This window comes from Shimwellia pseudoproteus (assembly GCF_016415625.1).
GTDB classification, from domain to species: domain Bacteria; phylum Pseudomonadota; class Gammaproteobacteria; order Enterobacterales; family Enterobacteriaceae; genus Shimwellia; species Shimwellia pseudoproteus.
Genome location: NZ_WBXP01000001.1, coordinates 207,286 through 229,313, shown reverse-complemented (window position 1 = coordinate 229,313; position 22,028 = coordinate 207,286). Strand labels below are relative to the sequence as shown.

Sequence of the window (22,028 nt, the reverse complement as noted above, 5' to 3'; positions counted from 1 at the left end):
CCGCCGCTAACTACCCGATACGTTCAGGGGGTTGTTTTGTTTCTCGCACAAGAAATTATCCGCAAAAAGCGCGACGGCTTACCATTAAGTGATGACGAAATCCGTTTTTTTATCAACGGTATCCGTGATAACACCGTTTCTGAAGGGCAAATTGCCGCGCTGGCAATGACCATTTTCTTCCACGATATGACCATGGCTGAACGGGTCTCCCTGACGATGGCGATGCGTGATTCCGGCACCGTGCTCGACTGGAAGAATTTACAGCTTAATGGCCCGGTGGTGGATAAACATTCCACCGGCGGCGTGGGTGATGTGACCTCGTTGATGCTTGGGCCAATGGTGGCCGCCTGCGGTGGCTATATTCCCATGATCTCTGGCCGCGGCCTTGGCCATACTGGCGGCACTCTGGACAAGCTGGAGGCTATCCCCGGGTTTGATATCTTTCCGGACGACGCCCGTTTCCGCGAGATTATTCAGGATGTTGGGGTGGCGATTATCGGCCAGACTAACTCTTTGGCGCCGGCGGACAAACGTTTTTACGCGACCCGCGACATCACGGCCACCGTGGATTCTATCCCGCTTATCACCGCGTCTATCCTGGCTAAAAAACTGGCGGAAGGGCTGGATGCGCTGGTAATGGATGTCAAAGTGGGGAGTGGTGCCTTTATGCCCACTTTTGATCTATCTGCCCAACTGGCCGAGGCGATTGTTGGCGTGGCTAACGGCGCCGGGGTGCGCACCACGGCGTTACTGACCGATATGAACCAGGTACTGGCCTCCAGCGCCGGTAATGCCCTGGAAGTGCGTGAGGCGGTGCGTTTCCTGACCGGTGACTATCGCAACCCGCGCCTGCTGGACGTGACCATGGCCCTCAGCGCCGAGATGCTGATCTCCGGCAAACTGGCGACCGATGACCAGGACGCCCGGGCGAAGCTGCAGGCGGTGCTGGATAACGGCAAAGCCGCCGAGGTCTTTGGCCGCATGGTGGCAGCCCAGCAGGGCCCGGCTGATTTTGTTGAGCATTATCAGCGCTATCTGCCTGAAGCGACCATGAGCAAGGCGGTATATGCCGACAGCGAAGGCTATGTCAGCACCATGGATACCCGGTCGCTGGGGATGGCGGTGGTTGGCATGGGCGGCGGGCGTCGCCAGGCATCGGACAGTATTGACTACAGTGTCGGGCTGGACGAGATGGCGCGCCTTGGGGATCGGGTTGACCACCAGCACCCGCTGGCAATCATCCATGCCAGCAGCGAAGAGAGCTGGCAGCAGGCGGCCCGGGCAGTTAAAGCGGCAATAAAAGTGAACGATATCGCCCCGGATAGCCAGCCGGTTATCTATCGCAGAATCAGCCAGTAAGTGGCATACTGATCTGATCACTTTTTTACACGCAGCAGCGTGTTAACAGCGCAACCAAAAGGTACGGAGAAACGATGAAACGTGCATTTATTATGGTGCTGGACTCTTTCGGGATCGGTGCGGCAGAAGATGCCGACCGCTTTGGTGATGTCGGTTCAGATACCCTGGGCCACATTGCACAAGCCTGTGCTAACGGTGAAGCCAACCATGGTCGCCAGGGGCCACTGCATTTGCCGAATCTGACCGCGCTGGGGCTGGCGAAAGCCCACGAAGGCGTAACCGGGGAAATCCCTGATGGGATGGACGGCGAGGCAGACATCATCGGCGCCTATGGCTGGGCCCATGAGCTCTCCTCCGGGAAAGACACCCCATCAGGCCACTGGGAAATTGCCGGCGTGCCGGTCCTGTTCGACTGGGGCTATTTTACCAAAACCGAAAACAGCTTCCCGCAAGAACTGCTGGATACGCTGGTCAAGCGCGCCAACCTGCCGGGTTATCTGGGCAACTGCCACTCGTCTGGTACGGTTATCCTCGACCAGTTAGGCGAGGAACATATGAAAACCGGCAAACCGATTTTCTACACGTCAGCGGACTCGGTGTTCCAGATTGCCTGCCATGAAGAAACTTTCGGGCTGGATCGACTGTATGCATTATGTGAGATTGCCCGGGAAGAGCTGACCAATGGCGGCTATAACATCGGCCGCGTGATTGCCCGTCCGTTCGTTGGCGATAAAGCCGGGCACTTCGAGCGTACCGGTAACCGCCATGACTTGGCGGTAGAGCCACCGGCGCCCACTGTGTTGAAAAAACTGGTGGACGAAAAAGGCGGCCAGGTAGTCTCCGTCGGGAAGATTGCCGATATCTACGCCAACGTTGGGATCACCAAAAAGGTGAAAGCCACCGGGCTGGATGCGCTGTTTGATGCCACCATCAATGAAATGAAACAGGCGGGTGATGACACCATTGTGTTCACCAACTTTGTGGATTTTGACTCCTCCTGGGGCCACCGCCGCGATGTTTCTGGCTACGCCGCCGGACTGGAGTTGTTCGATCGCCGTCTGCCGGAGCTGATGGCGCTGCTGAAAGAGGACGACCTGCTGATCCTCACCGCGGATCACGGTTGTGATCCGACCTGGCAGGGCACCGATCACACCCGGGAACACATTCCGGTATTGATCTACGGGCCGAAAGTGAAACCAGGCTCTCTGGGGCACCGGGAGACCTTCGCGGACATTGGCCAGACCCTGGCACGCTATTTCGGCGTATCCGACATGGAATATGGCACCAACATGCTGTAACGGCAGCGGGCGGCCATCGCTGCCCGTTTAACTGACAAAATAAGGAATAACAATCATGGCTACGCCACACATTAATGCGGAAATGGGCGACTTCGCTGACGTAGTGCTGATGCCGGGCGACCCGCTGCGCGCGAAACATATTGCCGAGACCTTCCTGGACGATGTCCGTGAAGTTAACAATGTGCGCGGTATGCTGGGTTTCACCGGTACTTATAAAGGCCGTAAAATTTCGGTGATGGGCCACGGGATGGGTATCCCGTCCTGCTCAATCTATACCAAAGAGCTGATCACTGACTTCGGGGTGAAAAAAATCATCCGCGTTGGGTCCTGCGGTGCGGTACGCCCGGACGTCAAACTGCGTGATGTGGTGATTGGTATGGGGGCCTGTACGGACTCGAAAGTAAACCGTCTGCGTTTTAAAGATCACGACTTTGCCGCCATTGCGGATTTCGACATGGTGCGTAATGCGGTAGATGCCGCGAAAGCGCTGGGGGTTGATGCCCGGGTGGGGAATATTTTCTCCGCGGATCTGTTCTATACCCCGGACCCGCAAATGTTCGATGTGATGGAAAAATACGGCATCCTCGGTATCGAGATGGAAGCCGCCGGTATTTATGGCGTGGCGGCAGAATTCGGCGCGAAAGCGCTGACCATTTGCACCGTGTCGGACCATATCCGCACCCACGAACAAACCACGGCGGAAGAGCGCCAGACCACCTTTAACGACATGATTAAGATTGCCCTGGAGTCCGTCCTGCTGGGCGATAAAGAATAATCCGGACAGTCGAATATCGCGGCGGGTGAGTATCATGCTCACCCGCCGTTTTTTTAACGTACTGCGCGGGCTATCCAGCCCGCCAGTTCACCTAATTCTGCCGTCTGGTCCGGGAAGCGGGCAATCAGCGCCAGGCACTGCTGCTCCAGGGTGTTACTGCGATACTCCACCCCGGGCAATTGCTCTGCCAGTGCTTCCAGCGGCGCCGGGTTGAGGCTGTCACTGAACACCTGCGCCCGGGTGATTCGCCCTTTTTCAACGTCGACATGTAATTCAACGCCACCCCAGCTAAAACGTTCATCGAGGGTATGACTGAACGCCGGGGCCTGGCCAAAATTCCATTCCCAACTGCTCTGGCGGGCGAAGGTGTCGCTAAACCCCGGCAGATCCGGGGTGTTATCCGGTGAGATGACTTCCGGGGCCACCTGTTCGCCGTAATGGCGGAAAAACGCCGTGCTGATGGCGTCAGAAATCTGCTGGTGGGTGATCCCCGGTAGCAGTTCTGTCAGGTTGGCCACCCGGCTGCGCACGGAGGTTATCCCCTTGGCCTGGAGTTTTTTCTGATCCGGATTGAGGTAGTTTGCCAACCGGCTGAGGTCGGCATCCAGCAACAGGGTGCCGTGGTGAAAACCGCGATCTTTGGTTTCCCGGTAGGCGGAGCCAGAAACCTTACGCGGCCCCTGGGGCGTACTGACCACCAGATCGTTGCGCCCGGAAGCCGAGGCCGGGATCCCCAGAGAGGCCAGCGCATCCAGCACAATTGCCGTGGAGATGCTTTTGTTGTAATCCGGCTTGCCGGACATAAACGTAAAGCAGGTATTGCCCAGATCGTGGAATACCGCGCCGCCGCCGCTGCTGCGCCGGGCAAGGCGCACGTGGTCCTGCTCCATGCGCCGGGTATTACACTCCTTCCACGGGTTTTGGGCCCGGCCAATCACCACCGTATCGGCATTGCGCCACAGAAACAGGACATGCTGGGTGGCGGGCATCTGGCGGAAAATACACTCTTCAACGGCGAGGTTGAACCAGGGATCGTGGGAATCAGACAGCAACAGGCGTAGTGAACTCATCGGCGATATCCATTCGTGAATCAGGCCGCCAGTTTACCATGCCTGCCGCCGGCCAGTGGGTTAGCGGGTGCGCTTGTGGTCGTCCTCGCTCCCGCCCTCGTTGTCGTCATCCTCGGGGATCGGTTTACTGGCGGTTAGCAGGAACGGTGATTGCTGCCAGCGGGTGCGTCTGCCCCCCAGCAGGGTACGGGCCAGCACAATACCGATAGCCAGCGCCAGCAGCATCATCAGGCGCAGAATATTGGTGGTGTTATCCACCTGGCGCGCCTCGGTGGGCAGGGTGTGGGTATCCAGCGTCAGCCGCAGGTAACCGACCGGGCCGCTTTTCACTTCGATGGGCTGTACAATTTGCTGGTTAAAATAGCTGCCGACTTTTTTGCCATCCAGCGCCAGCCGGTCACGTACGCTGACGTCCTCACCGCTATGGGCTATCTGGTTGCCTTCGTCATCATAGACTGCGGCATCGAGGACCCGGCTGTTATGGGTCAGCCCCTGAAGGATGCGGGCGATGGCTTTTTCATCCGGATTATTGCCTTTCATCAGCGGCGTTAATCGCAGGCTTACCTGGCCTGCCAGGGTGCGGGCCAGCTCCTCAAATTGCCGATCGCGCGTTTTCTGGTGCGCCTGGCTAAACCAGGAGGCACCCTGCATCAGGGCCACCAGCAGCGCCAGACAAATCAGCACAATTGCCGCGCGGTGTAACCGAAATTTGAGTTTTGCCCGAACCATATCTCACCTGAGTTAAAAATTGTCGCTTTCATGTTGCCAGAAGCGCACAGGACAGGGTAGCCTCATGCGTTGTTTTGTACCGGCCTGATTTACTTCCTACAGGAGTTGTAATGCCTAATAGCCTGACCTGGTGCGACCTGCCAAATGATGTTTCCCTCTGGCCAGGGTTGCCGCTTTCACTGAGTGGTGATGAAGTGATGCCACTGGATTATCGCGCCGGGCGTACCGGCTGGCTGCTGTATGGCCGGGCGCTGGATAAAGCACGTTTGACGGCGTATCAGCGCAAACTGGGGGCGGCGATGGTTATCGTCAGCGCCTGGTGTGTCGGTGACTATCAGGTAGTACGTCTGGCGGGTTCTTTGACGCCGCGGGCCACCAAACTGGCGCACAGCGCCGGGCTGGATGTCGCCCCGCTGGGCAATATCCCTTACCTGCGTGCCCCGGGCCTGCTGGTGATGGATATGGACTCCACCGCGATTCAGATCGAATGCATTGATGAAATTGCGAAGCTGGCCGGTACCGGCGAGATGGTGGCCGGGGTCACGGAGCGCGCCATGCGCGGCGAACTGGACTTCACCGCCAGCCTGCGCCAGCGGGTGGGCACCCTTGAAGGGGCCGATGCCGATATTTTACGCCAGGTGCGTGACGGCTTGCCGCTGATGCCTGGCCTGACTGAGCTGGTGGAAAAACTGCTCGCCATGGAGTGGAAAGTGGCGATTGCCTCCGGTGGATTTACCTTCTTTGCGGAGTACCTGCGGGACACTCTGCACCTCACCGAGGTGGTGGCCAATACGCTGGAAATTCGCGATGGCCGCCTGACCGGCCAGGTGATCGGGCCGATTGTCGACGGTGGTTACAAAGAAATGACCCTGCAACGGCTCGCAGAGAAGTATGATATCCCGGCAGAGCAGACGGTCGCCATTGGCGACGGGGCGAATGATCTGCCGATGATCCTCCGCGCGGCGCTGGGGATTGCCTACCACGCGAAGCCGAAAGTAAACCAGAAAGCCGGGGTGAGCATCCACAATGCTGACCTGATGGGGGTGCTGTGCATCCTGTCCGGTAGTCTTAATCAGGAATAATTAACGAGGTAACCGGTGGCGAAAGCTCCAAAACGCGCGTTTGTTTGTAATGAGTGTGGTGCGGATTATCCCCGCTGGCAGGGGCAGTGCAGCGCTTGCCAGGCGTGGAATACCATCACCGAAGTACGCCTGGCGGCCAGCCCCCAGGCGGCGCGTAATGAACGGCTTTCGGGCTATGCGGGCAGTGCCGGGGTCAGTAAGGTCCAGCGGCTGTCTGAGATTAGCCTTGAGGAATTGCCGCGTTTCTCCACCGGATTTAAAGAGTTTGATCGGGTGCTGGGGGGCGGGGTGGTCCCGGGGAGTGCCATTCTGATTGGCGGTAACCCAGGGGCCGGGAAGTCCACGCTGTTACTGCAAACCCTGTGCCGCCTGGCGGAACAGATGAAAACCCTGTACGTCACCGGGGAAGAGTCACTCCAGCAGGTGGCGATGCGCGCCCACCGCCTGGGGCTGCCCACCGGCAATCTGAATATGCTGTCGGAAACCAGTATCGAGCAGATTTGCCTGATTGCCGAGCAAGAACAGCCGAAGCTGATGGTGATTGACTCCATCCAGGTGATGCATATGGCGGATATCCAGTCCTCGCCGGGCAGTGTGGCCCAGGTGCGTGAAACTGCCGCCTATTTGACCCGCTTTGCCAAAACCCGCGGGGTGGCTATTGTCATGGTCGGCCACGTGACCAAAGACGGTTCTCTGGCGGGGCCGAAGGTGCTTGAGCACTGCATCGACTGTTCTGTATTGCTGGATGGTGATGCGGACTCCCGCTTTCGCACCCTGCGCAGCCATAAAAACCGCTTCGGGGCGGTGAATGAGCTGGGGGTGTTTGCCATGACCGAACAGGGGCTGCGCGAAGTGAGCAACCCATCGGCTATTTTCCTCAGCCGGGGCGATGAAGTTACCTCAGGCAGCTCGGTTATGGTGGTCTGGGAAGGGACCCGCCCGCTGCTGGTGGAGATCCAGGCCCTGGTAGACCACTCGATGATGTCTAACCCGCGCCGGGTGGCCGTTGGCCTTGAGCAAAACCGGCTGGCTATTCTGCTGGCGGTGCTGCACCGTCACGGTGGATTACAGATGGCGGACCAGGATGTGTTTGTTAACGTGGTTGGCGGTGTCAAAGTGACAGAAACCAGTGCCGACCTGGCCTTACTGTTAGCGATGGTTTCCAGCCTGCGCGACCGGCCACTGCCGAACGATCTGGTGGTCTTTGGCGAGGTCGGGCTGGCCGGGGAAATCCGCCCGGTACCCAGCGGCCAGGAGCGGATTTCTGAAGCCGCTAAGCACGGTTTTCGCCGCGCGATTGTGCCGGCGGCCAATGTGCCGAAAAAAGCACCCGAAGGTATGCAAATATTTGGTGTTAAAAAGCTTTCTGATGCACTGGCAGTGTTTGACGATTTATAATCACTCCCTTCATACTTCACAGGCGGCAGGGCCAGACCCCGTCCGGTAACGCGCTATCTCGTGAGCCAGATAGCTCGCCGGGCCGAAGCCAGCCCTGCTGCCGTGATCGCAGAATTATCCCCCTGGGCCTGATGGGCCGTGGAATCCCGATTAATTGCCGGAGGCAGTACATGTCATCGTTCGACTACCTGAAAAACGCCATTCGCCGTAAAGGATGCACCTTACAGCAGGTGGCGGATGCCAGCGGGATGACAAAGGGCTATCTTAGCCAACTGCTCAACGCCAAAATCAAAAGCCCCAGCGCCCAAAAGCTGGAGGCACTACACCGTTTCCTTGAGCTGGAGTTCCCGCGCCGCCAGAAAAATGTCGGGGTGGTGTTTGGTAAGTTTTATCCACTGCATACCGGCCACGTCTACCTTATCCAGCGCGCCTGCAGCCAGGTCGATGAATTGCATATTATTATGGGCTATGACGAAAGCCGCGATCGGGCGTTGTTTGAAGACAGCGCCATGTCCCAGCAGCCCACCATCAGCGACCGGTTACGCTGGCTATTACAAACCTTTAAGTATCAGAAAAATATCCATATCCACGCCTTCAATGAAGAAGGGATGGAGCCATACCCCCACGGCTGGGATGTCTGGAGCCGGGGCATTAAAGGGTTTATGGAAGAGAAGGGCATCTACCCCAATCGGATTTACACCAGCGAAGAGAGTGATGCCCGGCAATACCCGGAACATCTTGGGGTTGAGGCGACGCTTATTGACCCCCGGCGCACGTTTATGGCCATCAGCGGCGCCCAAATCCGCGAAAACCCGTTCCGCTACTGGGAGTATATCCCCACCGAGGTGAAACCGTTTTTTGTCCGTACCGTCGCCATTCTGGGGGGCGAGAAGAGCGGCAAGTCTACCCTGGTGAATAAACTGGCCAATATCTTTAACACCACCAGCGCCTGGGAGTACGGCCAGGATTATATTTTCTCCCACCTCGGGGGCGATCAGATGGCGCTGCAATATTCCGACTATGACAAAATCGCCCTCGGCCAGGCTCAGTATATTGATTTTTCAGTGAAATATGCCAATAAGGTGGTATTTGTCGATACTGACTTTGTCTCTATTCAGGCGCGTTGTAAAAAGCATCAGGGGCGCGAACACCCCTTTGTGCAGGCGCTGATTGATGAATACCGTTTTGATTTGGTTATCTTGCTGGGGGCTATCCCGGAAGATACCGCCGCAGAGCCCGCCACCGGCGCAAGTGCCGCCAGCAGCCGTACACCCTACCTGAACTTGCTGGAGGGGCTATTACAGGCCAACCAGATGCCCTACGTGTGGGTGGATGAACCCAATCACGACCGCCGCTTCCTGCGCAGTGTTGAGCTGGTGAAGCAGATGATGGGCGAGCAGGGCTAACACGGGTGTTCTCCGGCCCGGATCGCTGGGCTGGTGGTTTTTTCTGGCGTGGTGAAATATCCCCTCCCGGGCGGGAGGGGACAGGGGATTAACGCGCGGTCATGCGTTTGTACTTGATACGCTTCGGCTCCAGCGCGTCGGCGCCGAGGGTGCGTTTCTTGTACTCTTCGTATTCGGTAAAGTTACCTTCGAAGAACTCCACCTTACCTTCGTCCTGATAATCCAGGATATGGGTGGCGATACGGTCGAGGAACCAGCGGTCATGGGAAATCACCATGGCACAGCCCGGGAACTCCAGCAGGGCGTTTTCCAGCGCGCGCAGGGTTTCCACGTCCAGGTCGTTGGTCGGTTCATCGAGCAGTAACATGTTACCGCCCACCTGCAACAGCTTGGCGAGGTGCAAACGGCCGCGTTCACCGCCGGACAGTTCACCTACTCGTTTGCCCTGATCGGTGCCTTTGAAGTTAAAGCGGCCCACGTAGGCGCGGCTCGGCAGCTCAAAGTTGCCGATCTTCATGATGTCCAGCCCGCCAGACACTTCTTCCCAGACGGTTTTCTTGTCATCCATGGCGTCACGGAACTGGTCAACAGAGGCCAGTTTTACCGTTTCACCAAGGTTGATCGCCCCGGAATCCGGCTGCTCGGCGCCGGTTATCAGGCGGAACAGGGTGGATTTACCGGCACCGTTCGGCCCGATTATCCCGACAATCGCCCCTTTCGGGATAGAGAAGGACAAATCGTCGAACAGGACGCGATCGCCGTAAGATTTGCTGAGGTTTTCCACCTCCAGCACCTTGTCGCCGAGGCGCGGTCCAGGCGGGATAAACAACTCGCTGGTTTCGTTACGTTTCTGGTAATCGACGTTATTGAGCTCTTCAAAGCGCGCCAGGCGGGCTTTGCCCTTAGACTGACGGCCTTTAGCGCCCTGGCGCACCCACTCCAGCTCTTTCTCAATGGATTTACGGCGTGCCGCTTCCTGAGAGGCTTCCTGGGCCAGGCGCTGATCTTTCTGCTCCAGCCAGGAGGAGTAGTTGCCTTCCCACGGAATACCTTCGCCGCGGTCCAGTTCGAGGATCCAGCCCGCCACGTTGTCGAGGAAGTAACGGTCGTGGGTGATAGCCACCACGGTGCCTTCAAAGTCGTGCAGGAAGCGTTCCAGCCAGGCCACGGATTCTGCATCCAGGTGGTTAGTTGGTTCGTCCAGCAGCAGCATGTCTGGTTTTTCCAGTAGCAGGCGGCACAGCGCGACGCGGCGGCGCTCACCCCCGGACAGGGTGTCGATTTTGGCATCCCACTCCGGCAAGCGCAGCGCGTCGGCGGCGCGCTCAAGCTGGTTATTCAGGTTATGGCCGTCGTGGGCCTGGATTATCTCTTCCAGCTTGCCCTGTTCGGCGGCCAGTTTGTCGAAATCGGCATCCGGGTCCGCATAGAGCGCGTAGACTTCATCCAGACGCTTGAGCGCGTCCACCACTTCGGCTACGGCTTCTTCGATGGATTCGCGGACGGTATGGTCTTTATTAAGCTGAGGCTCCTGGGGCAGGTAGCCAATTTTGATACCAGGCTGCGGGCGCGCTTCCCCTTCGATGTCTTTATCGATACCCGCCATGATGCGCAGCAGGGTAGACTTACCGGCACCGTTCAGGCCCAGTACGCCAATTTTTGCCCCTGGGAAAAAGCTTAAAGAGATATCTTTCAGAATATGTCGCTTCGGCGGTACAACCTTGCCGACGCGATGCATGGTATAAACGAATTGAGCCACGTTGCGACTTCGCCTCTTTATATCGTGATATGAGATGATTATTTTACCAGGCGAAGTGTAGCCGTTTTCCTGCCTGAATCCCAGCCAACGCCAACCAAAGCGTTAATGACCCGGTGAAATCGCAAAATTATGCGCAGGACATGGCGCCTGATGGCCAGTGCAGTTAGCATAAAATAAGTTTTGATGACGGTGGCATGAAGCCGCGGAGTGATCAATTGAATCGAGGAGTAGTTGTGGGGAAAGCCAAACAGATTATGTGGCGCGCGCTGGCCGCCGGGGTGTGCGTATTAACGCTCAATCAAGTGGCGAATGCGGACTCTCTGGACGAGCAACGCAGCCGCTATGCGCAGGTTAAACAGGCATGGGATAACCGCCAGATGGATGTGGTGCAGCAATTGATGCCCACCCTGCGTGACTACCCGCTATACCCTTACCTGGAATATCGCCAGCTAACGGATGACCTGTCTAACGAAACCACCATTGCGGTGGCGCAGTTTATTCAAAAGAACCCGACACTCCCGCTGGCCCGCTCGCTGAAATCCCGGTTTGTTAATGAGCTGGCGCGCCGTCAGGACTGGAATGGTGTGCTGGCGTTCAGCCCGGAACCGCCACCGTCCACCGAAGCCAAATGTAATTACTATTATGCCAAATGGAGCACCGGCCAGGCCCAGGACGCCTGGCAAGGGGCGAGGGGCTTATGGCAGTCCGGTAAAAATATGCCTGCGGCCTGTGAATCCCTGTTTGCCAGTTGGCGAACCTCCGGCAATCAGCAGCCGGAGGAGTACTTGTCCCGTATTCGCCTGGCGATGAAGCAGGGGAATAGCACGCTGGTCTCCCGTCTGGCCAGCGATATGCCGCCGGGCTATCAGTCACTTTCTATCCCGCTGGTGTCACTGGCGAATAACCCCAATTCGGTGATGACCTTTGCCCGTTCGGTGCCGGCAACGGACTTCTCCCGGGATGCGGTGATCGTGGCGTTTGCCAGCGTGGCGCGCCAGGACGTGGAAAACGCCCGCCTGATGCTGCCGTCACTCATTCAGGCCCAGCAATTTACCGACCAGCAGGCGCAGGCCCTTCATGAAGTGGTGGCCTGGCGGCTGATGGGCACCGATGCCACCAGCGAGCAAGCGGCCTGGCGTGATGACGTGGTCATGCGCTCTGATGATGCCTCGCTGATTGAACGGCGGATCCGTATGGCGCTGGGTGTTGGCGACCGCACCGGGCTGAATACCTGGATTGCCCGCCTGCCGATGGAAGATAAACAGAAAGATGAATGGCAGTATTGGCAGGGGGATTTGCTGCTGGAGCAGGGGCGCGATGACGAAGGTAAGGCTATCCTCCACGCGCTGATGAAAAAGCGCGGTTTCTACCCGATGGCCGCCGCGCAAAAGCTGGGTGAAGATTATAACTTGTATATCAACAAGCCGCCGGAAGTGAACCCGGCGCTGGTGCAGGGGCCGGAGATGGCCCGCATCCGTGAGCTGATGTACTGGAATATGGACAATACCGCCCGGGGCGAGTGGTCCAGTTATATTGCCAGCCGCAGTAAAGACGAACAGGGGGCGCTGGCCAGTTATGCGCTGGATCGCGGCTGGTGGGATTTAAGCGTCCAGGCGACTATCGCCGGTAAGCTGTGGGATAACCTGCGCGAACGCTTCCCGCTGGCGTATAAAAACCTGTTTGATCGCTATACCAGCGGCAAAGCGGTGTCTGTCAGCTATGCGATGGCGATCGCCCGTCAGGAGAGCGCCTGGAACCCGAAAATTGGCTCTCCGGTGGGGGCCAGCGGGCTGATGCAGTTGATGCCGGCTACCGCCCAGCATACCGCGCAGATGTTCAGTATCCCCGGCTACAGTAACCGGGCGCAGCTGCTGGACCCGGAAATGAACATTAATCTGGGGACCAGTTATTTGCAGTACGTGATTGATCAGTTTGGTAATAACCGTATCTTTGCCTCGGCGGCGTACAACGCCGGGCCGGGCCGGGTGCGTACCTGGCTTGGGAACAGCGCCGGGCGTATTGACGCGGTGGCGTTTGTGGAGAGTATTCCGTTCTCGGAAACCCGCGGTTATGTGAAGAACGTGCTGGCGTATGATGCCTATTACCGCTACTTCCTCGGCGGTAAGCCGCAGCTGATGACCGATGCGGAGTGGCAGCGCCGTTATTGATTTGCCGGTGAGTATGTTATGCTGCTGTACTTGTTGAATAGTACGGTGGCATAACATGACTCAACCCTCTCCTTATTCCGCAGAACAGGCCGAACAGAGTCACCAGGAATGGTTGCGCTTTGTGGATCTGTTACAGCAGTCGTTTACTGATCAGCAGCATTTGCCATTCCTGACCCTGATGCTCACCCCTGACGAGCGCACTGCGCTGGGCACCCGGGTGCGGATTATTGAAGAGTTGCTGCGCGGTGAGATGAGCCAGCGGGAGCTGAAAAGCGAGCTGGGTGCCGGTATTGCGACCATCACGCGCGGCTCTAATAGCCTGAAATCGGCACCGCCGGATTTGCGGGCCTGGCTTGAGAAGGTATTAGCCGAGCATCAGCGGTAAAGGACGTTGTGGAAAGGGCAGAGGGCCAGCACCACTGCCTGGTAATAGACGCTGCCGCGGGTCAGTGCGCCAGCGGTGAAAACGCCAATCGCCCCTTCTTTACGGCCAATCTGTTCGATGCCGGTCAGCGCTGACATCACGGGCCCAAGGGGCTGCCCGGCGGTGACTTGCGCGAGGATTTTTTCCGGCAGGGGCATTGTGGCAGAGCGGGCCTCTCCACGCTGGTGCGCGTCTTCAATCACCACCCAGCTGTAGGTACTTCCCTGATCGATACCCGCTTCAATAGCCACCCAGAAATCTGCCTCTGGCCTGGCCTGGCGGGCATTGACCACCCGCTGTCGCGCCCCGCTCAGGGTTTGCGCATCGCCCATTGGTTGCTCCGGTACACCGCTCTCGACGTCCACCGCATCAATATGGCAGGATCCCTCTCCGAAGATAGCTTCAAAAGCCTGCAGAATCGCCTGAATTTTCGCCGGGTTTTTGGTGGCAGGAACAACGTGGTGCATAATCAGTGAACTCACTTATTTGATGTCAGGGCAGGATAGCGGATAACAACATGCTACAAGTATATCTCGTTCGTCACGGTGAAACACAGTGGAATGCGCAGCGCCGCATTCAGGGGCAGTCGGACAGCCCGCTCACAGAGATGGGGGAGCGTCAGGCCATGCAGGTCGGCGCCAGAGTGTGTGGCTACGGTATCACGCATGTGATAGCCAGTGATCTCGGGCGCACCCGGCGGACAGCGGAAATTATCGCCCAGTCCTGTGGCTGCGACGTGATCCTCGATAGCCGTTTACGTGAGCTGAATATGGGGGTGCTGGAGCAGCGCAACCTGGACACCTTAACGGCAGAAGAAGAACAGTGGCGGCGCCAGCTGGTTAACGGTAATCCGGAAGGGCGTATCCCGCAGGGGGAATCAATGCAGGAGGTCAGCCAGCGGATGCACGCGGCGTTGAATGCCTGTCGGGAGCTTCCGCCGGGGAGTGTGCCGCTGCTGGTGAGCCACGGTATGGCGCTGGGTTGCCTGGTAAGTACCATTTTAGGGCTCCCCGCCTGGGCGGAGCGGCGTTTGCGGTTGCGTAACTGTTCAATTTCCCGGGTGGACTACCAACAGAGCGCGTGGCTGGCAAATGGCTGGATAGTGGAGACGGCCGGGGACATTTCGCATCTCGATGCCCCGGCGTTGGATGAACTCCAGCGCTAGCGTTTCACTGGCACCAGGTATTCGCAGCGGATGATCCGCTGGTGGTCGAGGACATTCGCTTCGGATGCCGGGAAGAAGCGCTCAATATCCAGCCCTTTGCGGCGGGTTAAATTGAGTGTCGGCATACAGGTCCCGTAAATCAGCAGAATGAACTCCTGCAGATGGTCCGCGGGGCCGTTATAAGTGAACTGCACATAGTCCCCGCCTTCCAGCAGGATCGGCTGGGCGTGCGGTATATGGCCACTGGCCATTTCCGGCGCCAGAGCGGTGGTGTAAAACACTTCCTGCTCGTCGTCTTTTTCCAGACTGGGCCGCGGTTCGTGCAGACCGTAGAGCACCGGCGGCAACGATGGCGCATTGGCCAGGAACTGGGTCCAGAACTGGATGCGCATCTCGTTACGGAAGTGGCTTATCTGTTCCAGTGAGCAACTATAATTTTGGGTAACCCCCAGCAGATGCATGGCGGGCAGGGTGACAAATTGCCCTTCTGGCGGGGTAAAGTCGTCCAGCCTGATGGGCGGGCGAATACCAAAAGAGCACCAGTCCGGGCTGCGGCGGTAAAGCGCAGGGGTCTGGGCAAATTGCTTTTTAAATGCCCTGGTGAACGTTTGTTGGGAGTCAAAACGATATTGTAGGGCAATATCCAGAATAGGGCGGGCAGTAAGGCGTAATGCGACTGCGGATTTGGACAATCGACGTGCGCGAATATAAGCGCCGATGGCCTGTCCAGTGACATCTTTAAACATGCGCTGCAGGTGCCATTTGGAGTAACCTGCCTTTGCCGCTACATTATCGAGTGACAGCGGCTGATCCAGATGGCCCTCGAGCCAGACAAGTAGATCGCGAATAATTCCAGCTTGATCCATATAATATCCCCATCCTGCTAACTCAGGCCTATAACCAGATGCGGATCATAGCATTTTTTGCTGAAACCGGTTTGAGAGTTTTTTTTAACAACATGTGCGATTCAAAAGCTGTAGTTCTATTTAATAATCAATAGTGTGATACTGAACAGAATTTAATGAAATCCCGTGTAATAATCGCTTAAATAATGAGCGCTGGTAATAATATGAAACAAAAAACGTTATGGTTGTCTGCGGCTTTTTTACTGTTAAGTCAGTCAGTTAGTGCTGAGCAGATCGGATCTGTCGATACGGTTTTCAAAATGATTGGGCCGGATCATAAAATTGTGGTTGAAGCGTTTGATGACCCCGATATTAAAAATGTGACCTGCTACCTGAGCCGGGCAAAAACCGGCGGGATTAAAGGGGGTTTAGGGCTGGCGGAAGATACCGCTGACGCGGCAATTTCTTGTCAGCAGGTGGGGCCGGTTGAACTGAGCGATAAAATTAAAGCCGGTAAAGAGCAGGGCGAAGTTGTCTTTCAGAAACGCATTTCTATGGTCTTTAAGACCCTTCAGGTGGTGCGTTTCTATGATGCCAAACGTAATGCGCTGACCTATCTGGCCTATTCTGACAAAGTGGTTGATGGCTCGCCGAAGAATGCCCTCAGCGCCGTGCCGATTATGCCGTGGAAAGAGTAAGTTTATTACGCAAATAAAAAAGGCCGGGTTATCCGGCCTTTTTATCTATTCACTCACCCTGACGGTGGCGTTATTCCTGCAAATCACCGCAGAAACGGTATCCTTCACCGTGAATGGTCGCGATAATTTCCGGGGTGTCCGGCGTAGACTCGAAATGTTTACGGATACGACGGATCGTAACGTCTACAGTACGGTCATGAGGTTTCAGCTCACGTCCGGTCATCTTTTTCAGCAACTCTGCACGGGACTGAATTTTGCCCGGGTTTTCGCAGAAGTGCAGCATGGCACGGAATTCACTGCGCGGCAGTTTATACTGTTCGCCATTAGGGCTAATCAGAGAACGGCTGTTGATATCCAGTTCCCACCCGTTGAATTTATAGCTTTCAACGGAGCGACGCTCTTCACCTGTGGTGCCCAGATTCATGGTGCGTGACAGCAGGTTACGGGCGCGGATAGTCAGTTCGCGCGGGTTAAACGGTTTAGTGATGTAATCATCTGCCCCGATTTCAAGACCCAGAACCTTATCTACTTCGTTATCGCGGCCGGTCAGGAACATCAGCGCCACGTTAGCTTGCTCGCGCAGCTCGCGGGCCAGCAGCAGTCCATTTTTACCCGGCAGGTTGATATCCATGATAACCAGGTTGATATCGTTATCAGAAAGGATCTGATGCATTTCGGCGCCGTCAGTCGCTTCAAAAACATCATAGCCTTCTGCTTCGAAAATACTCTTCAACGTGTTGCGTGTTACCAACTCGTCTTCAACAATAAGAATGTGAGGGGTCTGCATGTTTGCTACCTAAAATTGCCAACTTAATCGAAACAGGAAGTACAGAAGTCCCTGACCTGCCTGATGCATGCTGTAAATTAACATGCGCGGCCTAACATATGACTAAAGTACGTAATTGCGTTCTTGATGCACTTTCCATCAACGTCAACAACATCATTAGCTTGGTCGTGGGTACCGTTCCCTTTAGACCCGACGGTGTCAAAAACGGCTAATATCTTAACCATTTTAACAGCAACATAACAGGCTGAGTCGGTTCTGACGCCCAATAAAACTATGCTTCGTTGACATATATCAATTTCAATTGTAGCACGTTAACAGTTTGATGAAATCATCGTAGCGCATTGCTAGCGTTCGTCACATTTTTTTAATCAATAGGGTATAAATAGTGGCAAAATAGAAAATCAAATTCAACGATTAGCTATCGCTACCCGTACTTTATTTTATCCATGATAAACAATCATATATAGTAAAAATCATTATGTGGTGCTATTGCGTTTATTATGGTCACTGCTAAGACAATTTCAGCTGTTATGGTAGTAGAACAGCGGCTGTTTTGTTGCCGTAAAGTAAATTTATGGCGCGAATTATATCGCCGAATTGTCATGAGCTATCTGTTTCAGAGGATTTAATAAGAGATGCGTTTTTCCATTATCCTGGTGGAGCCTGCCAGAGCTGAAAATATTGGGGCGGCGGCCCGGGCGATGAAAACTATGGGATTTAACGACTTACGCATAGTGAACAGTGAGGCGCACTTACAGCCTCAGGCGCGCTGGGTGGCCCACGGCTCCGGGGATATTCTCGACCGGGTGGCGGTATTTCCCACCCTGGAAGCAGCGCTGGCGGATATTGATTTTACGATTGCGACGACCGCCCGCAGCCGGGGGCGCTTTCACTACTACGCCACTGCCGCAGAGCTGGTGCCGCTGCTGGAAGAGAAACGGCAGTGGGTTGGGGGCGCGGCGCTGGTGTTTGGCCGTGAGGATTCCGGGCTGACCAACGACGAGCTGGCGCTGGCGGATGTCCTCACCGGTGTCCCTATGGTAGCGGATTATCCGTCAATGAACCTGGGCCAGGCGGTGATGGTGTATTGCTATCAGCTCTCGGCGCTGATGCAGGGGGATGCCCCCCAGGAGCCCGCGGCGGATGTGCAACAACTGCAGGCATTACGCCGCCGGGTGGATAACTTACTGACGGCGCTGGCGATAACCGATGACCATAAGCTGAGCGACTGGCTGCAACAGCGGCTGGGGGTTTTAGGCCAGCGCGACACGGTCATGTTGCACCGATTGCTGCACGATATTGAAAAAAAGCTGACCGAATAAAATGCCGCCTGGGTGCCTATCGTTGTCAAGTTGTGGCATGAATAAGCGGATTTTTCGGTGTTTTAAGCTAAATCCAGACCGCCAGGCCGAATTAGCAAAAAATTTGAATTTGTGGCCAAAATCAAATTTTCGTTGACTTAACGCGGCAGATACTTTAACCAATATAGTCAATTGTTATTAAGAGCACACAACATCCATGATCCGTATCGGCCTGATGACCACCATCATTACAACCACCACCATTACCACAGGTAACGGGGCGGGCTGACGCGTACAGGAAACACAGAAAAAGCCCGCACCTGAAGAGTGCGGGCTTTTTTTTTAGGCACAAGTTTGAGGGGATTCACCATGAGAGTGTTGAAGTTCGGCGGTACGTCAGTGGCAAATGCAGAGCGGTTTCTCTCTGTTGCCGACATTCTGGAAAGCAATGCCAGACAAGGACAGGTTGCCACCGTGCTCTCTGCCCCGGCTAAAATTACTAACCACCTGGTGGCGATGATCGAAAAAACCATCAGCGGCCAGGATGCCTTACCTAACCTGGATGATGCCGAGCGCATTTTTGCCGATTTACTGGCCGGCCTGGCGCAGGCCCAGCCTGGCTTCCCGCTGGCGAAAATGAAAGCGGTAGTGGAGCAAGAATTTGCCCAGATAAAGCATATCCTCCACGGGATCAGCCTGTTAGGGCAGTGCCCGGACAGCATCAATGCCACGCTGATCTGCCGGGGTGAAAAGCTCTCCATCGCGATAATGGCCGCGTTATTGCAGGCGCGCGGCCACCATGTCACGGTGATCGACCCGGTCGAGAAACTGCTGGCGGTGGGTCACTATCTTGAGTCTACGGTGGATATTCCCGAATCCACCCGCCGTATTCAGGCCAGCCAGATCCCGGCAGACCACATGATCCTGATGGCCGGCTTCACTGCCGGTAATGACAAAGGGGAACTGGTGGTGCTGGGGCGTAATGGCTCTGACTATTCGGCGGCGGTGCTGGCCGCTTGTCTGCGCGCCGACTGTTGCGAAATATGGACCGATGTTGACGGCGTTTATACCTGTGATCCGCGCCAGGTGCCGGATGCCAGGCTGCTGAAATCGATGTCGTATCAGGAGGCCATGGAGCTGTCCTACTTCGGCGCTAAAGTGCTCCACCCCCGGACCATCTCCCCCATTGCCCAGTTCCAAATTCCCTGTTTAATCAAAAATACCGGTAACCCCCAGGCTCCTGGTACCCTGATTGGCGCCAGCAGCGATGAAGACGGCCTGCCGGTGAAAGGCATCACCAATATGAATAATATGGCGATGTTTAACGTCTCCGGCCCGGGGATGAAGGGCATGGTCGGTATGGCTGCCCGGGTATTTGCCACCATGTCGCGCAACGGGATCTCCGTGGTGCTGATCACCCAGTCCTCGTCGGAATACAGCATCAGCTTCTGTGTCCCGCAGAATGATAGGTTACGGGCTACCCGCGCCCTGGAAGAGGAGTTTTACCTCGAACTGAAAGAAGGGCTGCTGGAACCGGTGTCCATTGTCGAGCGCCTGGCGATTATCTCGGTGGTGGGGGACGGCATGCGCACCCTGCGCGGTATCTCCGCCAAATTTTTTGCCGCCCTGGCCCGGGCCAATATCAATATCGTTGCTATCGCACAGGGCTCTTCTGAGCGGTCGATTTCCGTGGTGGTCAATAACGACGACGCGACCACGGCCGTGCGCGTGACCCACCAGATGCTGTTTAACACCGACCAGGTCATCGAAGTGTTTGTTATCGGGGTCGGTGGGGTCGGCGGGGCACTGCTTGAGCAGATCAAGCGCCAGCAAGCCTGGCTGAAGAAAAAGCACATCGATTTACGGGTATGCGGTGTGGCCAACTCCCGGGGGCTGTTGACCAACGTACACGGGCTGGATCTGGAGAATTGGCAGCAGACGCTGGCGCAGGCCAGAGAGCCATTTAACCTTGGCCGCTTAATTCGCCTGGTGAAAGAGTATCACCTGCTGAACCCGGTGATTGTCGACTGTACTTCCAGTCAGGAGGTGGCAGACCAGTACGCTGACTTCCTGGAAGAGGGGTTCCACGTGGTCACCCCGAACAAAAAAGCCAATACCTCATCGATGCGTTATTACCACCAATTGCGCAGCGCCGCCCAGCGCTCCCGGCGTAAGTTCCTCTACGATACCAACGTCGGGGCCGGGCTGCCGGTTATCGAAAACTTGCAAAACCTGCTGAGTGCCGGTGATGAACTGCGGCAGTTCTCCGGTATTCTCTCTGGCTCATTGTCGTTTATTTTCGGCAAACTTGATGAGGGGATGAGCCTGTCTGAGGCCACCACCATCGCCCGGGAAATGGGCTATACCGAGCCCGATCCCCGTGATGATCTTTCCGGTATGGATGTGGCGCGTAAGCTGTTGATCCTTGCCCGTGAAACCGGCCTTGAACTTGAGCTGTCCGATATTGTGATTGAACCCGTGCTGCCCGCCGGTTTTGATGCCAGCGGGGATGTCGCCAGCTTTATGGCACGACTGGCGCAGCTGGATGAGGTGTTTGCTTCCCGGGTTGCTCAGGCCCGGGATAACGGCAAGGTGCTGCGCTATGTCGGGGCGATCGATGAGCAGGGGGTTTGCCGGGTAAAAATTGCTGCCGTGGACGGTAACGATCCATTGTATAAAGTAAAAAACGGCGAAAACGCCCTGGCGTTCTACAGCCACTATTATCAACCGCTGCCGCTGGTTCTGCGCGGCTATGGCGCGGGCAATGATGTCACCGCCGCCGGGGTATTCGCCGACCTGCTGCGTACCCTGTCATGGAAGTTAGGAGTTTAACATGGTCAAAGTGTATGCCCCGGCCTCAATCGGCAATGTGAGCGTTGGGTTTGATGTGCTGGGCGCAGCGGTGTCTCCGGTGGACGGTACCCTATTAGGGGATTGCGTAACCGTTGAGGCCGCAGAAACCTTTAGCCTGGAGAATGCGGGCCGCTTCGCCAGTAAGCTGCCCCGGGAGCCCCGGGAAAATATTGTCTATCAGTGCTGGGAGCGTTTCTGCCAGGAAATCGGCGAAACCATCCCGGTGGCCATGAAGCTGGAAAAAAACATGCCTATCGGCTCAGGCCTGGGCTCCAGCGCCTGCTCGGTGGTGGCGGGGCTGATGGCGATGAACGAATTTTGCAATAAACCGCTGGACGACAACCGCCTGCTGGCCCTGATGGGGGAGCTGGAAGGGCGGATCTCCGGCAGCGTACATTATGATAATGTGGCGCCGTGTTTCCTGGGCGGTATGCAACTGATGCTGGAAGAGAACGGCATTATCAGCCAGCAGGTGCCGGGGTTTGAAAGGTGGCTGTGGGTGATGGCCTACCCGGGGATTAAGGTCTCCACTGCTGAGGCGCGGGCTATCTTACCGGCCCAGTATCGCCGCGCGGATTGCATCCGCCACGGCCGTTACCTGGCGGGGTTTATTCACGCCTGCCACACCGCGCAACCTGCGCTGGCGGCAAAACTGATGCAGGATGTGATTGCCGAGCCATACCGCACGAAACTGCTGCCGGGCTTTGGTGATGCACGACGGGCGGCACTGGAGCTGGGGGCGCTGGCCTGCGGGATTTCCGGCTCCGGGCCCACGCTGTTCGCCGTTTGCGATACGCCACAGGCGGCGCAGCGTACGGCGGACTGGCTACAACAACACTATCTGCAAAATCAGGAAGGCTTTGTTCATATTTGCCGTCTGGATACGGCGGGCGCACGGGTACTGGGATAAC

20 protein-coding genes, 1 pseudogene and 1 other annotated feature are annotated in these 22,028 nt (G+C 56.4%); of the genes and pseudogenes, 15 read left to right on the top strand and 6 right to left on the bottom strand.

Going from position 1 to position 22,028, the window contains the following annotated elements; translation table 11 throughout:
- Positions 1-36 precede the first annotated feature (36 nt).
- From deoA to deoD, 3 genes are all read left to right on the top strand, one after another.
- A complete protein-coding gene (gene deoA, locus F9C28_RS00990) occupies positions 37-1,359 on the top strand; it encodes a thymidine phosphorylase (RefSeq protein WP_199013230.1) in 1,323 nt (440 codons plus the stop codon).
- Positions 1,360-1,433: 74 nt separating this feature from the next.
- The gene (deoB, locus tag F9C28_RS00985; protein ID WP_199013229.1) at positions 1,434-2,657 is read left to right on the top strand and encodes a phosphopentomutase; all 1,224 of its coding nucleotides are present in this window, start codon (positions 1,434-1,436) and stop codon (positions 2,655-2,657) included.
- A 55-nt stretch (positions 2,658-2,712) separates the two neighbouring features.
- On the top strand, positions 2,713-3,432 hold the full coding sequence (deoD, locus tag F9C28_RS00980) for a purine-nucleoside phosphorylase (RefSeq protein ID WP_199013228.1): 720 nt from the start codon (positions 2,713-2,715) through the stop codon (positions 3,430-3,432).
- Positions 3,433-3,485: 53 nt separating this feature from the next.
- On the opposite strand, the gene lplA is transcribed toward deoD, so the two are convergent.
- Complete coding sequence (gene lplA, locus F9C28_RS00975) at positions 3,486-4,502, bottom strand: lipoate--protein ligase LplA (RefSeq protein WP_199013227.1); 1,017 nt, start codon at positions 4,500-4,502, stop codon at positions 3,486-3,488.
- Positions 4,503-4,562: 60 nt separating this feature from the next.
- On the bottom strand, positions 4,563-5,231 hold the full coding sequence (locus F9C28_RS00970) for a YtjB family periplasmic protein (protein ID WP_199013226.1): 669 nt from the start codon (positions 5,229-5,231) through the stop codon (positions 4,563-4,565).
- Positions 5,232-5,341: 110 nt separating this feature from the next.
- Between F9C28_RS00970 and serB the strand changes: the two genes are divergently transcribed.
- From serB to nadR, 3 genes are all read left to right on the top strand, one after another.
- Positions 5,342-6,313: a phosphoserine phosphatase gene (gene serB, locus F9C28_RS00965; RefSeq protein ID WP_199013225.1), complete on the top strand. Its 972-nt coding sequence runs from the start codon at positions 5,342-5,344 to the stop codon at positions 6,311-6,313.
- Between the two features lie 15 nt (positions 6,314-6,328).
- Positions 6,329-7,711, top strand: a complete 1,383-nt coding sequence (gene radA, locus F9C28_RS00960; protein ID WP_199013224.1) for a DNA repair protein RadA — start codon at positions 6,329-6,331, stop codon at positions 7,709-7,711.
- Between the two features lie 170 nt (positions 7,712-7,881).
- Positions 7,882-9,117, top strand: coding sequence for a multifunctional transcriptional regulator/nicotinamide-nucleotide adenylyltransferase/ribosylnicotinamide kinase NadR (gene nadR, locus F9C28_RS00955; RefSeq protein WP_199013223.1), 1,236 nt, complete (start codon positions 7,882-7,884; stop codon positions 9,115-9,117).
- A gap of 88 nt (positions 9,118-9,205) precedes the next feature.
- Here the strand turns inward: nadR and ettA are convergent, their stop codons facing one another.
- A complete protein-coding gene (gene ettA / locus F9C28_RS00950; RefSeq protein WP_199013222.1) occupies positions 9,206-10,876 on the bottom strand; it encodes an energy-dependent translational throttle protein EttA in 1,671 nt (556 codons plus the stop codon).
- A 233-nt stretch (positions 10,877-11,109) separates the two neighbouring features.
- On the opposite strand from ettA, the gene sltY reads away from it, so the two are divergent.
- Positions 11,110-13,044 (top strand): murein transglycosylase, encoded by a 1,935-nt coding sequence (gene sltY, locus F9C28_RS00945; RefSeq protein WP_199013221.1) that lies wholly within the window; start codon positions 11,110-11,112, stop codon positions 13,042-13,044.
- A 55-nt stretch (positions 13,045-13,099) separates the two neighbouring features.
- Positions 13,100-13,429, top strand: coding sequence for a trp operon repressor (gene trpR / locus F9C28_RS00940; RefSeq protein ID WP_199013220.1), 330 nt, complete (start codon positions 13,100-13,102; stop codon positions 13,427-13,429).
- Here trpR and yjjX read toward each other — a convergent pair.
- Positions 13,420-13,935, bottom strand: a complete 516-nt coding sequence (gene yjjX, locus F9C28_RS00935; RefSeq protein ID WP_199013282.1) for an inosine/xanthosine triphosphatase — start codon at positions 13,933-13,935, stop codon at positions 13,420-13,422. The two genes, trpR and yjjX, sit on opposite strands and share 10 nt — an antisense overlap.
- A gap of 50 nt (positions 13,936-13,985) precedes the next feature.
- On the opposite strand from yjjX, the gene gpmB reads away from it, so the two are divergent.
- Positions 13,986-14,633 carry a 2,3-diphosphoglycerate-dependent phosphoglycerate mutase GpmB gene (gene gpmB / locus F9C28_RS00930; protein WP_199013219.1) on the top strand — a complete coding sequence of 216 codons (648 nt, stop codon included), beginning with the start codon at positions 13,986-13,988 and terminating at the stop codon, positions 14,631-14,633.
- On the opposite strand, the gene robA is transcribed toward gpmB, so the two are convergent.
- On the bottom strand, positions 14,630-15,499 hold the full coding sequence (gene robA, locus F9C28_RS00925) for an MDR efflux pump AcrAB transcriptional activator RobA (protein WP_199013218.1): 870 nt from the start codon (positions 15,497-15,499) through the stop codon (positions 14,630-14,632). The genes gpmB and robA overlap by 4 nt on opposite strands.
- Before the next feature lie 203 nt (positions 15,500-15,702).
- Here robA and creA point away from each other — a divergent pair, with 203 nt between their 5' ends.
- The gene (creA, locus tag F9C28_RS00920) at positions 15,703-16,176 is read left to right on the top strand and encodes a protein CreA (RefSeq protein ID WP_199013217.1); all 474 of its coding nucleotides are present in this window, start codon (positions 15,703-15,705) and stop codon (positions 16,174-16,176) included.
- 70 nt (positions 16,177-16,246) lie between these two features.
- Here the strand turns inward: creA and arcA are convergent, their stop codons facing one another.
- Positions 16,247-16,963 (bottom strand): two-component system response regulator ArcA, encoded by a 717-nt coding sequence (gene arcA / locus F9C28_RS00915; protein ID WP_199013216.1) that lies wholly within the window; start codon positions 16,961-16,963, stop codon positions 16,247-16,249.
- A 98-nt stretch (positions 16,964-17,061) separates the two neighbouring features.
- Here arcA and yjjY point away from each other — a divergent pair.
- From yjjY to thrB, 5 genes and pseudogenes are all read left to right on the top strand, one after another.
- Positions 17,062-17,203: pseudogene (gene yjjY, locus F9C28_RS00910) on the top strand (YjjY family protein).
- Between the two features lie 395 nt (positions 17,204-17,598).
- A complete protein-coding gene (locus tag F9C28_RS00905; protein WP_199013215.1) occupies positions 17,599-18,285 on the top strand; it encodes a tRNA/rRNA methyltransferase in 687 nt (228 codons plus the stop codon).
- 196 nt (positions 18,286-18,481) lie between these two features.
- Entirely contained in the window at positions 18,482-18,553 is a 72-nt protein-coding gene (gene thrL / locus F9C28_RS00900; RefSeq protein WP_071840856.1) for a thr operon leader peptide, read from the top strand.
- Positions 18,489-18,608: a sequence feature (Thr leader region), on the top strand. Its footprint overlaps the gene before it by 65 nt.
- 25 nt (positions 18,609-18,633) lie before the next feature.
- Positions 18,634-21,096: a bifunctional aspartate kinase/homoserine dehydrogenase I gene (thrA, locus tag F9C28_RS00895; protein ID WP_199013214.1), complete on the top strand. Its 2,463-nt coding sequence runs from the start codon at positions 18,634-18,636 to the stop codon at positions 21,094-21,096.
- A 1-nt stretch (position 21,097) separates the two neighbouring features.
- A complete protein-coding gene (thrB, locus tag F9C28_RS00890) occupies positions 21,098-22,027 on the top strand; it encodes a homoserine kinase (protein ID WP_199013213.1) in 930 nt (309 codons plus the stop codon).
- The last annotated feature ends 1 nt before the right edge of the window (position 22,028 follow it).